At 68.7% G+C, this 15,037-nt stretch carries 11 protein-coding genes and 1 tRNA gene; 1 reads left to right on the top strand and 11 read right to left on the bottom strand.

What is annotated here, in order from left to right:
- Positions 1-5: 5 nt before the first annotated feature.
- Positions 6-674: a PepSY-associated TM helix domain-containing protein gene (locus ACV7NO_RS01620; protein ID WP_463404293.1), complete on the bottom strand. Its 669-nt coding sequence runs from the start codon at positions 672-674 to the stop codon at positions 6-8.
- A gap of 144 nt (positions 675-818) precedes the next feature.
- Between ACV7NO_RS01620 and ACV7NO_RS01615 the strand changes: the two genes are divergently transcribed.
- Positions 819-1,199, top strand: coding sequence for a reverse transcriptase-like protein (locus ACV7NO_RS01615; RefSeq protein ID WP_463404292.1), 381 nt, complete (start codon positions 819-821; stop codon positions 1,197-1,199).
- A 2-nt stretch (positions 1,200-1,201) separates the two neighbouring features.
- Here ACV7NO_RS01615 and ACV7NO_RS01610 read toward each other — a convergent pair whose 3' ends face one another.
- From ACV7NO_RS01610 to ACV7NO_RS01565, 10 genes are all read right to left on the bottom strand, one after another.
- A complete protein-coding gene (locus ACV7NO_RS01610) occupies positions 1,202-4,057 on the bottom strand; it encodes a TonB-dependent receptor plug domain-containing protein (RefSeq protein WP_463404291.1) in 2,856 nt (951 codons plus the stop codon).
- Positions 4,058-4,304: 247 nt separating this feature from the next.
- On the bottom strand, positions 4,305-7,667 hold the full coding sequence (locus ACV7NO_RS01605; RefSeq protein WP_463404290.1) for an amidohydrolase family protein: 3,363 nt from the start codon (positions 7,665-7,667) through the stop codon (positions 4,305-4,307).
- 82 nt (positions 7,668-7,749) lie between these two features.
- Positions 7,750-7,825: transfer RNA gene (locus ACV7NO_RS01600), tRNA-Phe, on the bottom strand.
- 30 nt (positions 7,826-7,855) lie between these two features.
- Positions 7,856-8,041: a DNA gyrase inhibitor YacG gene (locus ACV7NO_RS01595; protein ID WP_463404289.1), complete on the bottom strand. Its 186-nt coding sequence runs from the start codon at positions 8,039-8,041 to the stop codon at positions 7,856-7,858.
- Positions 8,038-8,976, bottom strand: a complete 939-nt coding sequence (locus tag ACV7NO_RS01590) for a ribonuclease (protein WP_463404288.1) — start codon at positions 8,974-8,976, stop codon at positions 8,038-8,040. The genes ACV7NO_RS01595 and ACV7NO_RS01590 overlap by 4 nt, the downstream gene beginning before the upstream one ends.
- Positions 8,969-9,538, bottom strand: a complete 570-nt coding sequence (locus tag ACV7NO_RS01585) for a Maf family protein (protein WP_463404287.1) — start codon at positions 9,536-9,538, stop codon at positions 8,969-8,971. Before ACV7NO_RS01585 ends, ACV7NO_RS01590 begins: the two co-directional genes overlap by 8 nt.
- Before the next feature lie 14 nt (positions 9,539-9,552).
- Entirely contained in the window at positions 9,553-9,798 is a 246-nt protein-coding gene (infA, locus tag ACV7NO_RS01580) for a translation initiation factor IF-1 (RefSeq protein ID WP_022685627.1), read from the bottom strand.
- A gap of 90 nt (positions 9,799-9,888) precedes the next feature.
- Entirely contained in the window at positions 9,889-11,406 is a 1,518-nt protein-coding gene (locus tag ACV7NO_RS01575) for a DNA-methyltransferase (protein WP_463404286.1), read from the bottom strand.
- Positions 11,407-11,445: 39 nt separating this feature from the next.
- Positions 11,446-12,771: a dicarboxylate/amino acid:cation symporter gene (locus tag ACV7NO_RS01570; protein ID WP_463404285.1), complete on the bottom strand. Its 1,326-nt coding sequence runs from the start codon at positions 12,769-12,771 to the stop codon at positions 11,446-11,448.
- An 86-nt stretch (positions 12,772-12,857) separates the two neighbouring features.
- Entirely contained in the window at positions 12,858-15,020 is a 2,163-nt protein-coding gene (locus tag ACV7NO_RS01565; RefSeq protein ID WP_463404284.1) for a sodium-translocating pyrophosphatase, read from the bottom strand.
- Positions 15,021-15,037 lie beyond the last annotated feature (17 nt).

The raw sequence follows: 15,037 nt of genomic DNA, 5'->3' as shown, positions 1-15,037 counted from the left end.
ACCCCTTAATGGACGAAGACGAGGAGAAGGACGACGGGAATGGCGAGGCCGGCGAACACGATCGGCCAGGTCGACGGGCGGTGCCGTGCGTGCATCTGGAGCAGCAGCAGACCCGTAAGCGTGAACAGGATGCACGCGCCCGCGAAGATGTCGAGGAACCAGCTCCACGTAGCCCCGGTGTTGCGGCCCTTGTGGAGATCGTTGAGGTACGAGATCCAGCCCCGCGACGTCGTCTCCGCGGTGATCCGGCCGTTCGCCCGATCGATGCTGACCCAGGCGTCGCCGCCGGGGCGGGGGAGCGCGACATAGACGTCGGTATCGGACCATTCGCCGGGCTTCCCCGCCGGATCGAGCGCGACCGCGTCGGCGACCCTGGTGGCGACGGCCGGCGGAAGCGGGGCGGCGGCGTCCGCGGGCGTCGTCGCGAGCTGGCGGAGCAGCGCGGGGGGCAGCGTCGCCGCGGCCTCGGTCACGACGGGCTTCGCGGCGATCGTCGCGGCGTGGTTGAGCGTGATCCCGGTGATTGCGAAGGCGAGCATCCCGACCAGCGACACCGCGGCGCTGATCCAGTGCCACGTATGGAGCTGACGCAGCCACCAGCCGCGCCACTTGCGCTTGGGCGCGCGGGCGGCGGCGGCCGGGCGGGGCGGGGAGAGGGGCCGGGTGTCGGTCACGTCCCTGCGCCTATCGTGCGGCGGCGTAACGATCAATACTGCGAGTGAGTATCAGTCGCGAAATTTGGCGTTTTGGACCGATGTATCCCCGCGAAGGCGGGGGCCAGTCTGGACCCCCGCCTTCGCGGGGGTACAAGGGCGGCTATGAGCAAAGGATCGACGGACGCGGTCAAACTCTTCTTCGATGGCGGGTGCCGGCCCAATCCGGGGGCGATCGAAACCGCGGTGGTGGTGCGGGGAGCAGCGTACCTGACGCTCGACCATGGCGAGGGCGACAACCACACCGCCGAATGGTGTGCGCTGTTCGATGCGCTGGCGGTCGCGGCGCGGCTGGGACTGTCCGACATCGTCCTGATCGGCGATTCGCGTGGAGTGGTCGACAAGGCGATCGCACCGGTCCGGCGGAGCGCGGCGCAGCGGCGGTTCGACGCACTCGCGGCGGGGTTCGCGCGGGTGCACGTCCGCCATGTCCGCCGCTCGCACAATCTGGCGGGCATCGCGCTGGCGGCGCGACACCCGCGTTGAGATTACTTCAGGTCGAACCGCACGCCGACGCGGAAGAGCCGGCCGAGATAGTCGTAATAGGTCAGGTTCGTCGCGGTGCCGCCGGTGGGGACGAGCGCGGGATCGCGATCGAACACGTTGCTGATGTTGGCGAACAGCTGCGCGCTCGCATTGCCGACGCTAAAGCCCTGCGTGACGTTCAGATCGAAATAGACCGCGCCGGGGACGTGGTTCGCATTGATCGTCGGGTTCGCGATCGTCGAGGCGGGGCAGGCGGTCGAGCAGACGACATAGCTGTTGCTGATCGTCCCCGAACTGATCCCGCGCATCGCGCCGGTCAGGATGAACGCGTCCTTCGCGTAGGTCGCGGTGGCGCGATAGAGCCAGCTCGGGGTGCCGCCGTCTCCGTTCGCGCCCGCGCTGTCGTACGGCGCGTCGATGCCGTTGTTGGTGTAGTTGCGGATATAGTGCGTCGCCATCCCGCGCAGCGTCACCGCGCCGCCGCCGACGGGCACGCGGTAGCTCGCGTCGAAATCGATCCCGCGGACGGTGACGCGCGAGAAGTTGAACGGGCTGAGCTGCACCGTCAGCGCGGGCGTGCCGCCCGGCGTGCGGGTGAAGGCCGAGCAATATTCGGTCAGCCCTTGGAAGCAGCGGTTGACGATCTCCTGCGCGCGCACCTGCCCGATCGCGTCGCGCAGGCGAATGTCGAACCCGTCGACCGACAGCGAGAAGCCGGGAACGAAGCGCGGCTGGAGCACGATGCCGACGCTGGTCGAGTTCGCGATCTCCGGCTTCAGGTTGGTGTTCCCGCTCGTCACCTCGAGGAATTGGGTGACCGCGTTGGCGTTGAACGGATCGTTCAGCGTGTTGGTGCGCGAGGTGCCGGCCTGGAACAGCTCGTTGAGGTTGGGCGCGCGGATATCGCGCGAGCGGGTGGCGCGCAGCGTGATGTCGGGGATCGGCTCGAACGTCGCGCCGAGCTTCCACGTCGTGACGTAGCCCGAGGTCGAATAGTCGGTCGCGCGGACCGCGCCGTTGAGGTTGAGTCCGAGGCCGAGCGGCACGAGCGCCTCCAGATAGCCCTCGGTGACCGAATAGCTACCGAAGGTGGGGAGGTAGTTGCCGACCGCCCAGCCCGTCCGGTACTGGGTTTCGACCGCGCCCGAGACCTCTTCCTTGCGGTGCTCGACCCCGGTCGCGATCGAGACCTTGCCCGCCCAGGTCGAGAAGGGATCGAACGACAGGTTGCCCGCGACGACGGTCTGTTTGAACTCCTGGTTGCGGAACGGATCGCCGATCACATAGGCGACCGCGGCAGGGCTCGCGACGCCGACGCCGAGGCGATTGAGCGGCACGCAGCCGTTGGTCGGCGCGGTCAGCGTCGAGCGGCACACGATCGTCCCCGCGGCGACGTTCGCGGCGTTGCCCGCGGGGGCGAAGACCGCATCGGTCGCAAGCGCGAGGCGCGCGGTGTTGAGGATGTCGCGCGAGCGCTCGGTCGTCTTGGTCTTGCCGAACTGGCCGTAGACGTCCCAGCGGACGTCGCCGCCGAAGACGCCGAACCTGCCCTCTGCGCCGAGCACATAGCGCTGGACCGAGCGTTCGTTGGCGTTCTTGCGATAGGGCAGGTCCTCCGCCGAGGTGCCGAGCGAGACGCTGCGCAAGTTGAGCGATGCGATGCGCGCGGTGCCCAACGTCTGGATCAGGTACGCGTTGTCCGACGTCAGCGTGGCGGCGGTGGTCAGCGAGGGGCCGGCATTGAACAGCGATTCGTGGCGGGCGTAGGAGCCTTCCGCGAACACCTCGATCGCGTCGCTGAACTTGAAGCTGGCGCGCGCGAAGACGGACTTGCGATCGTCCTCCGCATCAAGCCCGATGCGGCGGTTGCCATCGGCCAGTTCCCAGTCGCCGCCGACGGTATTGGTCGTGTTGGTGATCGCGCCGTACTGATACTGGCCGATCGCGCCGCCCTGCCCGAAATAGGTGCCGCGCAGCAGCGTCGAGGCCGCGCCGGTGTTGAGCGTCGAGGCGTTGATGATGCCGCCGGGCAGCAGGTTCGATACGCCCGATTGCGTGACGACGAGATTCTGCGGAAGGCCGTTGGTGGCGGTGTAGGCAGGGTTGGTGATGGTGCGGTCGCCGCGCTGGTTCCAGTCGCGATCGTTGCGGAAGATGCCGTCGCGGTGCGCATATTCGCCCGACAGCAGGATGTGGCCGCGATCCTCGGCGAAGCCGAACCCGGCGGCGAGGCTCATCTGGTAGTTGTGGCCGTCGCCATAGGTGGTGACGCCGTTCTCCAGGCTCGCCTTCACCCCCTTGAACTGCTTGTCGAGGATGAAGTTGACGACGCCCGATACCGCGTCCGACCCATAGGCCGCAGACGCGCCGCCGGTGACGATCTCGACGCTCTTCACCAGCGACTGGGGGAAATCGTTGACGTCGACCGCGCCCGTGATCGACGAACCGACCGAACGGCGCCCGTCGAGCAGCACCAGCGTGCGCTCCGTCCCCAGGTTGCGCAGGTTGAGCGCGTTGATGCCGGCGAGCCCCGAACTGATCGCGAGCCGCGAGTTGGCGGGGCGGGTAGAGCCCGCGACCGAGGGGATCTGGTTGACGAAATCGGCGATGTTGTTGGTGGGAGACTGGGTGCGGATCGCTTCCTGCGACAGCACCGTCAGCGGAGTGGGGGATTCGAAGCCGTCGCGCGCGATGCGCGATCCGGTGACGACCAGCTCGGGCGCGTCGGTGGATGGGTCGGCGGCGGGCGCTTCGGTGGCGGGCGGCGTCGTCTGCGCGGCGGCATGCGATGCGACCAGCGTGGCGGCGACCAGTGCGGTCGAGCGGGCGAGGTGGCAGCGAAGATGGAGCAGGCGCATGTGCAATTCCCCGATGATGTGATCGCGACGCCCCGGTTTTGCGGGTGCGTGCGGCGCGGGCACGATCACGCGCCCGCCAGGCCTCCTGCGTCGGCCGACGGTCACGCAGGTCATCGCCTGCGCGGATCCGGTCTGTCCGTATCGGATGCGAAGGTGACAGCCGGCGGCGACCAGCGTCAAGGCACGCGGCCTTTCGAACGCTTGGTGTGCATATAGACGGATTGCATGGGAGTGGCGGTGGTTCGCCCTACTTCGCCGCGACCTCCCACCAGTACGGGCCGCGTTTCGCGGTGCCGGTCGCGACCTCGTTCAGCGTCGCGGCGTCGTAGAGCCGCCCGCCGAGCATCACGCGCGACACTTTGTCGCTGTTGTGGATGTCCGCGGTCGGATCCGCATCGAGCACGACGAGGTCGGCGAGCTTGCCCACCTCGAGCGAGCCGATGTCGTTCGCCATGCCGAGCGACCGGGCGGGGACGATCGTGCCCGCGCGCAGCGCTTCGACGGGCGTCATCCCGCCGCGGACGAACGACCACAGCTCCCAATGCGCGCCGATGCCCGCCTGCTGCCCGTGCGCGCCGATCGAGACGAGCACGCCGCGCTTCGCCAGCCTATTCGCCTCGCGCGCATTGTCGTCGTCGACGAAGTCGCTTTCGGGCGCCTTGATCCGGCGGGCGGTGTCGGCGAGCAGCTTGGCGGGCGGGGTGTGCGCGCGCAGCAGCGGGTTGGCGTAGACGTCGGTCGCCTGCCGCCAATAGGGATCGCCCGCGAGCCCGCCGAAGGTGACGACCAGCGTGGGCGTGTAGTTGGTCTTCGTCGCGGGCATGAACTGGAGGACGTCGTCGTAGAAGGTCGACAGCGGGATGTTGTGCTCCAGCGTCGAATTGCCGTCCGCGATGTGCGTCATGTCCAGCCCGAACAGCGAGCCGCCCTCCGCGACCACCTGCATCCCCTCGCGCCGGGCGGCCTCGACGACCTGCTGGCGCTGTTCGCGGCGGGGCTGGTTGTAGTTCTTCACCGAATGCGCGCCCTGCGCCTTCAGCCGGCGGACATGCGCGAGGGCGTCGTCGAGGCTGTCGATCTGCGCGTACACGTCCGCCGCCTTCGCGCCATAGACGATCTCGCCGGTGGAGAAGATGCGCGGCGCGAGGATCAGCCCGGCGCGCTGCATCTCGGCGGCGGCGAAGATCTCGCTCGACCGGTTCGACGGATCGTGGATCGTCGTGGTGCCGAGCGCGAGGTTCTGCATCATCGACCAGTTGCGCTCGGGGATCAGCTCGTCGGTGCCCGCAGGACCGTGCGCGTGCGCGTCGATCAGCCCGGGGATGATCGTCTTGCCCGCGACGTCGATCACCGTTGCGCCCGCGGGGATGGGCGTGGAGGCGCGCAGGCCAACCGCGACGATGCGGTCGCCGCGGATCACGACGACGCCGTCGTCGACGATCCCGCCCGATGCGTCCTTCATCGTCACCAGCCGTGCGCCGGTGAGCGCGACAGTCGCGGTGGGTTTCGCGGCGGCAGTCTCCATCGCGAGCGAGACGCCGGTGGCGGGCGGGACGAAAGCGGGAGCGCCCTCGGCGCGGGGCGCGTCGGGGAAGAGGCGTGCGGTTTCGACGGTGTAGAGCGTCGGCCCGAGCGTCCAGTGGAGTCGCGCGCCGTCGTTCGACCAGTGGATATAGTCCGCGCCACCCGCGCTGACCTTCGTCACCGGCAGCGCCTTGGTGTCCGGCGCGAGCGCGACCGACTGGCCGCCCGGCATCAGCGGGACGACGAACGCGGCATAGTTCTGGCGGAACGCGACATATTCGCCGGTGGGGGAGACGACGTAGTCGGTCGCGAGCTCGCCCGTCGCGTGGACGCGCTTATCCTGCCCGTTCAGGTCGGTGCTGACGAACTGGCGCTGCGTCTTGCCGTCCTTGCTGTCGTCCGTGACCATGAAGATGCGGTCGTTCGCGGCGCCGAATTGCGGCGCGCCCATTCCGCGCGCGACGCGGACGATGTCGCCGCCGGTCGCGGCGATGCGATAGACGCCGGGGTCGCCGCCCCAGGTCGGGCTGGTGAGGCCGCCTGCCGACGCGCGTTCGAACACGATCGTCTTCCCGTCCGGCGAGAAGTGGGGCCGGGCATAGTGGCCGGGCTGTGCGGTGACGTCGCGCGGGGTGCCGCCGGTGGCGGGCAGGGTGCGGATATGGCCCAGCCCGGTATCGGTCCACGCGACATAGACGAGCGTGCGGCCATCGGCGGACCAGCTGGGGAACAGCTCGAAACCGTCGCCGCCCTTCGTCAGCCGCTTCGCGGTGCCGCCCGCGGCCGGCTTCGTCCACAGCTTGCCAAGGCTTTCGAACACCACCGTCCGGCCGTCGGGCGACACCGCGGCGAAGCGCGGCATCGCGGTGGTGAAGCGATCGGGCGCGACCGCGATCTGCGGGTGCGGCGCGTCGATCACGCCGCGGGTGTCGTCGACCGCGAACGGGATCTCGCGCGCGCCCGTGCCGTCGGCATCGACGCGGCGGATCTTTCCGCCTGCCCAGAACACGACGGAGCGGTTGTCGGGGGTCCACGCCATGTTGGGATAGACGCCGGTGACCGCCCAGGTCTCCTGCACGTCCTGGTCGAGATCGTCGTAGATCTTGCGCTCGATGCCCGACACGAGATCCTTGACGTAGAGCTTCGAGCGCGTCGCCTCGCGGCGGACGAACGCGATCTTCCTGCCGTCGGGCGAGGGGGTGGGGCGGACCGCGCCGCCCGCGCCGGTAACCGCCTTCGACACCTCGCCGGTGCCGATGTCGTAGCGTTCGATGTCGAACAGGTCGGTATTCGAATCCTGCGCGTATTCGAAGGTCGGGCCGGGCGTGACGTTGCGCGTGTAGAACACCGACTTGCCGTCAGCGGCATAGACGGGCTCGCCGAGTTCCTTCTGGAGCACCTCGCTCGCGCGCTTGACCAGGACGACGCCCGCGCCGCCCGAGACGTGGTACATCCACACCTCGCCGGTGCCGAGCGAGCGGCCGGTGGTGAAATGCTTCTTGGCGACGAGGAAGCGGCCGTCGGGGCTCCAGCTCGGCTGGTTGAGGAGGCGGAAATCCTCCTTCGTCACCTGGCGCTTGTCGCTGCCGTCGACGTTCATCACCCAGATATTGTCGCCGCCGCCGCGATCCGAGGTAAAGGCGATCCGCCGGCCATCGGGGGAGAAGCGCGGCTGGACTTCCCACGCCAGCCCTTCCGCGATCCGGGTGGGCGTGCCGCCCGTTATAGGCATCGTGTAGATGTCGCCAAGCAAGGCGAACGCGATCGTGCTGCCGTCGCGGCTGACGTCGAGATCGATCCAGCTGCCCTCGCTGGTGCGGATCGGGACCTGGCGGACGGTGGCGCCCTCGGGGGCGTTGACATCCCACTTGCGCGGCTTGGATGGAGTGGCGACGGCGATCGGCACAGGCGCGGCGGCCGGTGTCGCGGCGGGCCGGGGCAGCGGTGACGGGGCCTGCGTATTGCGGAGCGCTTCGTCCTCGGGCGCCTGGGTTGCCGTCGCGGCAGGCGGGGCGGCGACCTGGGCCGCGGCCTGATGCGCGACGATGGCGGCGAGCGAGACGATCGCGAGTGCGTGCAGTTTCATGAAACCCCCGAATGGACTGAAGGCCACTATCGCGGGGGTCGCACGGACGCGCAACCGGATCAGCACGTTACCGGAAAAAGGATGGTGCCCGGGGACGGGGTCGAACCGCCGACACTGCGATTTTCAGTCGCATGCTCTACCAACTGAGCTACCCGGGCACATCCCGTTCGTGAACGGGAAGCGCGCCTTTAGTCGCGGTCTTCGCGGCTGTCCAGCCCGGTTGCGTCATTCGCGTCGATCGCCGGGCCGGGGAGGCGATAGCCCTCGCCCAGCCATTGCAGCAAATCGCGGTCGCGGCAGCCGCGCGAACAGAAGGGGGTGTGCTCCCCATCGCTGGGCTTGCGGCAGATCGGGCAGGTCGAACGCTTGGTCATGGCGCGAAGATAGGGACGCGCCCCGTCCGGCGCACCACCGCGTCGAGCCAGTCGCGGCGCGATTCGATCCGCGCACGCACCGCCGGCGGCAGCGCGAACGCGTTCGAGGCGCCCGGCGGCGTGCGCTCGATCGTGCGGAGTGCGACGAGCGCGTCGGTGAGCACCGGGTCCGCGCGGACGATCTCGGGGAGCGATGCGCGGGGGCGGGGGCGGACGATCTGCAGGAAACCGAACCCGTTGAGCGCGGTGCGCTCGAATGGATGGGGCAGCGTGGCGTCGATCGCGGCGGCGACCGCGGCACGCTGTGCCTTGCCCTCGACGGTCGGGAAATCGATGCCGATCGACCCGCCGATATCGTGGCGGACGATCGCGCGGGCGACCGCGGTGGCGGCAGCGACCGCGAGCGTGGCGGCATCGGCGTCGCCGTCGACGTCGAACAGCGTCATCGCGGGCGTGGGCGCCATCCGCAACGCGCCGAGCGCGAACGCGATTGCGCCGGTACGCGCCTCCTCGATCGCCTCGGACCAGCCCGCCGCCTCGAGCGCATCGGCCTCGTGCGCGCGGCATTCGCGGATGGGGTGGGTGTCGAGGCTGTGGGATAATCGGGCGCGCAGGTCGGGCGCGGGGCGGGGGGCGTCGTCGGTCCGGACGCCCCGCGCGCGCTTCGGGCGGCCGGGCTCGGGAATCGCCTCGCGGGTGATCGCGATCGTCGCGGGGCGGCCTTCGGCGAGGCCGGCGGGGGGCACCAGTATCTCGGCGCCGTCGTCGAGGAGCACGCTCGCGGCGCGGGGCGACACCGACGTGACGCGCCCGCGGACGATCGCGCCGGCGACCAGCGCGCCGTCACGCGCGACGCGCGCCTTCAGGATCGTGTCGCGATCGACGAGCGCGGCGCGGGCTTCGCCGATGCCGCGTTCGTACAGCCATTCAGCCAAGCGCGATGCCCGACGATTCGAGCAACGCGCGCGTCTCGAACAGCGGCAGCCCGACGACGCCCGAATGGCTGCCCGACAGATAGCGCACGAACGCCTCCGCGCGGCCCTGGATCGCGTAGCCGCCCGCCTTGCCCAGCCCCTCGCCGCACGCGACATAGGCGTCGATCTCGCGCGCCGACAGCGGCTTGAATGCGACGATCGTGTCGGCGAGGCGGGTGCGGATGCGGCCGTCGGCGGCGATCACGCAGATCGCGGACAGCGCATGGTGGCGACGGCCGGACAGCTTCGCGAGCAGGTCGCGCTGGACCGCCTCGGTGTCCGCCGGCGGCAGGATGCGGCGGCCGAGCGCGATCGTGGTGTCGCCCGCGATCACGACCTCGCCGACCTCGCGCGCGACCGCCTGCGCCTTGGTGACCGCGAGGCGCAGCGCATAGACGCGCGGCAACTCGCCCGTCAGCGGCGTCTCGTCGATATCGGGCGCGCAGACACGCGACGGCACGACGCCGAGCCGCGCGAGCAGCTCGCGCCGGCGCGGCGAGGAGGAGGCGAGAACGAGCGGCACGGCCGCCTGCGTCGTCAGGAGGGTCCGGGCCCGCCGCGACCGGGCATGAAGCGGTAGGTGATCCGCCCCTTGGTCAGGTCATAGGGGGTCAGCTCGACGAGGACTTCGTCGCCGACGAGCACGCGGATGCGGTTCTTGCGCATCTTGCCCGCGGTATGCCCCAGGATTTCGTGATCGTTCTCGAGACGGACGCGGAACATCGCGTTGGGCAGCAGCTCAACCACCTGCCCGCGCATTTCGAGGAGTTCTTCCTTGGCCAAACAAAACCTTCCGGATGTGCGAAAAATCGGACGGGCGCCTTTAGCGCTTAAGTGGCCGAAAGGGAAGCGCTACGGACCGATCAACCGGAATCAGATCAGCGCACCCTGCGCACCGGCGGTGTGCGACGCGCGCGTTTCCACCCGGGGGGCCTTGCGGTTCGGGCTGACGAGCGGGGGCAGGCGGGGGCTGCGGTTCTGAAACAGATCGGCGAGCGTGAAGCATTGCAGCGCGGGAAAGCGGCCGAACTCGGTTTCGATCAGGCCGTGGCTGGCGGCTTCGTCTTCCATCCCGCGGGTGGGCATCGCGGCGCAGACGAACAGCGCCATGCGGTGCCCGTCGCGCTGCATCACGCGGCCCAGATCGCGGACCATGCCGGGGTTGACGTTCGCGCCCGCCTTGACGGAGATGACGCCGGTTTCGGTCTTCCCATCCTCGCCGACATAATAGAAATAGCCGTCCACTCCGCGATCGCCGCCCTTCTTGCCTCCCATCCAGGGCCAGCCCCCCAGCTTGAGCGTGATCCAGGCCTGGAATTGGTGGGGATCATCCGCGGCGAGCCGTTGCGCCGAAGCAAGGTCGCGCGGGCTTCCGATCGTTTCATACTGTACCGCGTCGCCATATCCCTCGCGCAGCCGCTTCTCGATCAGCCCGATCGCGAGGTGCGTCACGTCGATTCCGATCCAGCGCCGTCCTAGCTTCTGCGCAGCATCGACCGCGGTGCCGCACCCGCAGAACGGATCGAGCACGACGTCGCCGGGGTTAGACGACGCCGCGACGATCCGCTCGAGAAGGGCGACGGGCTTCTGGGTGGGATAGCCCAGGCGTTCGCGCGATGACGACGACAGGACGGGAATCTGCCAGACGTCGGACATCGCCTTTCCCCCGGCGATGATCTCGTCGACCCGACGCAGCTTGTTCTTGGAATTGCCGCGGGCGCCCGGCATCCAGATCCACTCCACCCCCAGCGCGTCGCGATGGATCTTCTGCTTGCGCGAGGCCTCCAGCGCTTCGCGCGTCCACGCGGTCTTGGGCATCCTGAAGAAGGCGTCGCGGCCCTTGGCGTAGAACAGGATCACGTCGTGCTTGCGGTTGAAGAAATGGGGCAGGTCCATCAGCCGGAACGAATAATCCCACACGATCTCGTTACGGAAGTTCGAAGGCCCGAAGACCGCATCCAGCACCAGCTTGAGATAATGGCTCGCGGTCGGATCACAGTGGAGGTAGAGGCTGCCCGTCGGCTTGAGCACACGGTGAAGCTCGACCAGACGCACCGCCATCATCGCGAGATACGCCATCATCGCGTTGTCGCCAATCGCAGTGCGCATTGCGTGCATCAGCGTGTGAAGCGCGTGGTTGCCGCTTTGCGTGATGTCCATCAATGCGCTCGACGCCGCGGGCCCCCATGCCCAGGTATCGTCGAACGCCTGGATGCTTGCGTCGGCCCCGGTCCCGGTCGGCGAGCGGAAGAGGATATTGTAGCTGGCGTTCGAGTTGAACGGCGGATCGAGATAGATCAGATCGACCGATGCATCAGCGACGTGTGCCCTGAGGACGTCGAGATTATCGCCGTAATAGAGCTGGTTCGTCATGACTGCACGATCGGCCATTTCGATACGCGGGCAACGTTTCCCGATATCCAAATCCGATCAGTTTGGCTTTGGTTCGCTCCTTTGTTGACCCGAACCGGAGGCGGTTTCCTCTCCCTGTCGCCCCGCCACCATCGTTGCGATCGCGAGATCGCCGGTGACGTTGAGCATCGTCCGGCACATGTCGAGGAAGCGATCGACGCCCAGCACCAGTCCGATCGCGGCGGGAGGCACGCCGACCATGCCAAGGATCAGCGCGATGACGGGGAGCGACCCGGCGGGGACTCCCGCGGTGCCGATGCCGCCGAGGATGCACACCAGCATCACCATCAGCTGCTGCCCGATCCCCAGATCGACGCCGAAGAACTGCGCAAGGAACAGGACGGTGACGCCCTCGAAGATCGCGGTGCCGTTCTGGTTCGCGGTCGCGCCGATCGTCAGGACGAAGCGGGCGATCTTGCGTGGGAGCTTGAGTTCGTTTTCCGCGATGCGCAGCGACGTGGGGAGCGTCGCGTTCGACGACGCGGTGGAGAAGGCCATCACCATCGCCTCCCATGCGCCCGAGAAGAAGCGGCGCGGCGACATGCCGGCCGCGAGCCATACTCCCAGCGAATAGGTGACGAGCAGCTGGAGCGCGATCGCGCCCAGCACGGTCGCGACGTACCAGCTGAGCCGGACGAGGATGTCCGCGCCGAACACCGCGGCCAGGTTGAACATGAAGCACGCCACCGCGATCGGGGCGAGGCGGATGACGAGGCCGATCAGCGCCATCGTCACTTCGAGGATGCCCTCGATCGCGCGCTGCAGCGTCTCGGTCGCCTTGGACTGCACGAGGACGAGGCCGATCCCGAACGCGAGCGCGAAGACCATCAGCGCGAGGATATCGTCGTCCGCCGCCGCCTTGATGACGTTGGAGGGGATGATCGCGAGCACCGAATCGACCGCGCCGGGCGCCTCGCGCGACTGCGAGACGATCGCCTTCGCGCCGCTGCCCGCCTGGGCCAGCAGCGCGCGGGCGGTTTCGGGATCGACGCCGTCGCCGGGGCGGATGAGGTTGACCAGCGCCAGCCCGATCGCGACCGAGATCGCGGAGAGAAGCAAGGTATAGGCCAGCGTGCGGACGCCGGTGGTCTTCAGCGCGGCGATGTCGCCCATCTCCGCGACGCCGGTGACGAGCGCGGCGAACAGCAGCGGGATCACGAGCATGAAGAGCAGGCGCAGGAAGATCTGCCCGGCGGGGCCGGTGACGTAGGTGGTGACGGTCGTCACCCATGCCGCGTCGCCCGCGGTCATGTTGACGATCAGTCCGCCGGCCAGCCCGATCACGAACCCGGCCAGCATCTGGTAGGGAAGCGGGAAGCGGGAACGGGTGGCGTCGTCGGTCATGGCGGCGAGCCTTAGGGGATGGACGCGGCGGGTTCATCCCCTTTCGGTCGCCCCGGACCGCGGCCGGGGCGACGTGGCGGGTACGCTCAGCCCCCCGTGCCCGCCAGCGCAGCGAGGAGGAGGAGCGCGACGATGTTGGTGATCTTTATCATCGGGTTCACCGCGGGGCCGGCTGTGTCCTTGTAGGGATCGCCGACGGTGTCGCCCGTCACCGCGGCCTTGTGCGCCTCGCTGCCCTTGCCGCCATGGTTGCCGTCCTCGATGTATTTCTTCGCATTGTCCCATGCGCCGCCGCCCGACGTCATCGAGATCGCGACGAACAGCCCCGACACGATCACCCCGAGCAGCAGCGCGCCGAGCGCGGCGAAGCCCGAGGCCTGTCCCGCAACCAGCGTGATGACGAAATACACGACGATCGGCGCGAGGACGGGAAGCAGGCTGGGGACGATCATCTCCTTGATCGCGGCGCGGGTGACCAGATCGACGGTGCGCGCGTAGTTGGGGCGGCTGGTGCCCGCCATGATGCCGGGATCGTCACGGAACTGCGCGCGGACGTCCTCCACGACCGAACCGGCTGCGCGGCCGACCGCGGTCATCCCGAACGCGCCGAAGCTGAACGGCAGCAGCGCGCCGAGCAGCAGCCCGACGATGACATACGGGTTGGACAGGCTGAAATCGACGGTGAGATCAGGGAAGAACTCCGCGAGATCGGTGGTGTACGCGCCGAACAGGACGAGTGCGGCGAGTGCGGCGGAGCCGATCGCATAGCCCTTCGTCACCGCCTTCGTCGTGTTGCCGACCGCGTCGAGCGCGTCGGTGCGCTGGCGGACGTCGTCGGGCAGGCCCGCCATCTCGGCGATGCCACCCGCATTGTCGGTGACCGGACCGTACGCGTCGAGCGCGACGACCATGCCGGCGAGCGCCAGCATCGAAGTGGCGCCGAACGCGATCCCGATCACGCCCGCGAGCTGATAGGTGGCGATCACCGCGACCGAGATGACGAGGGTGGGCAGCGCGGGGCTCTCGAGGCTGACCGCGAGGCCCTGGATCACGTTGGTGCCGTGGCCCGTCTCCGACGCCTTCGCGATGCTGCGGACCGGGCGGTAGTTGGTGCCGGTGTAATATTCGGTGATCCACACCAGCGCGCCGGTGAGCGCGAGGCCGATCATCATGCACCAGAACAGGTCCATGCCGGTGAACGACGCGGCTGCGGAGGCGGTCGCGGCGGTGCCTTCGGTAAGCGCGTCGGAGGCGGGATCGAGGAAGCCCGCGCCGCCGATCACCGCGTGCATGTCGCCCAGCGTGTACTGCGTCGCAAGGTAGATCGCCGGGATCGACAGGATCACCGTCGTCCAGAAGCCCTTGTACAGCGCGCCCATGATCGACTGGCCCTTGCCGAGCCGGACCATGTAGGTGCCGACGATCGAGGTGATGATGCACACGCCGCCGACGATCATCGGCAGCGACATCAGCTTGAGCAGGTCCGCCGCGTCCGCCTTCACCAGTAGCGCGATCGACACCATCGTGACGCCCAGCGTGACGACGTAGGTTTCGAACAGGTCGGCGGCCATCCCCGCGCAGTCGCCGACGTTATCGCCGACATTGTCCGCGATCGTGGCGGGGTTGCGGGGATCGTCCTCGGGGATGCCTGCCTCGACCTTGCCGACGAGGTCCGCGCCGACGTCCGCCGCCTTGGTGAAGATGCCGCCGCCCAGCCGCGCGAAGATCGAGATCAGCGACGCGCCGAACGCGAGCGCGACGAGCGAATCGATCACGATGCGGTCGTTGGGGGCGTGCCCCGCGGGGCCGGTGAGATACCAGAAGAACCCCGCGATCGAGAGCAGCCCGAGCCCGGCGACGAGCATGCCGGTGATCGCGCCGGAGCGGAACGCCATCGTCAGCCCGCCCTGAAGCGAGGTGCGCGCGGCCTCCGCGGTGCGGACGTTCGCCTTCACGCTGACGTTCATGCCGATGAACCCGGTGATCCCCGACAGGATCGCGCCGATCAGGAAGCCGCCCGCGGAGACGGGGCCGAGGAACCACGCGACGATCACCGCGACGACCGCGCCGACGATCGCGATCGTGCGATACTGCCGGCCGAGATAGGCGCGCGCGCCCTCCTGGATCGCGGCGGCGATGTCCTGCATCTTCTCGTTGCCCGGCGAGGCGGCGAGCACCTGCCTGCTGGTGATGAAGCCATAGAGCACGGCGATCGCGCCGCACAGCATCGCGATGGTGACTGTCGTCATCCTGATCCTTTCCCTGG

Source organism: Sphingomonas sp. Ell38C01, assembly GCF_055231975.1.
The sequence above is the reverse complement of the archived record's forward strand: the minus strand, read 5'-3'. Positions and strand labels throughout refer to the sequence as shown.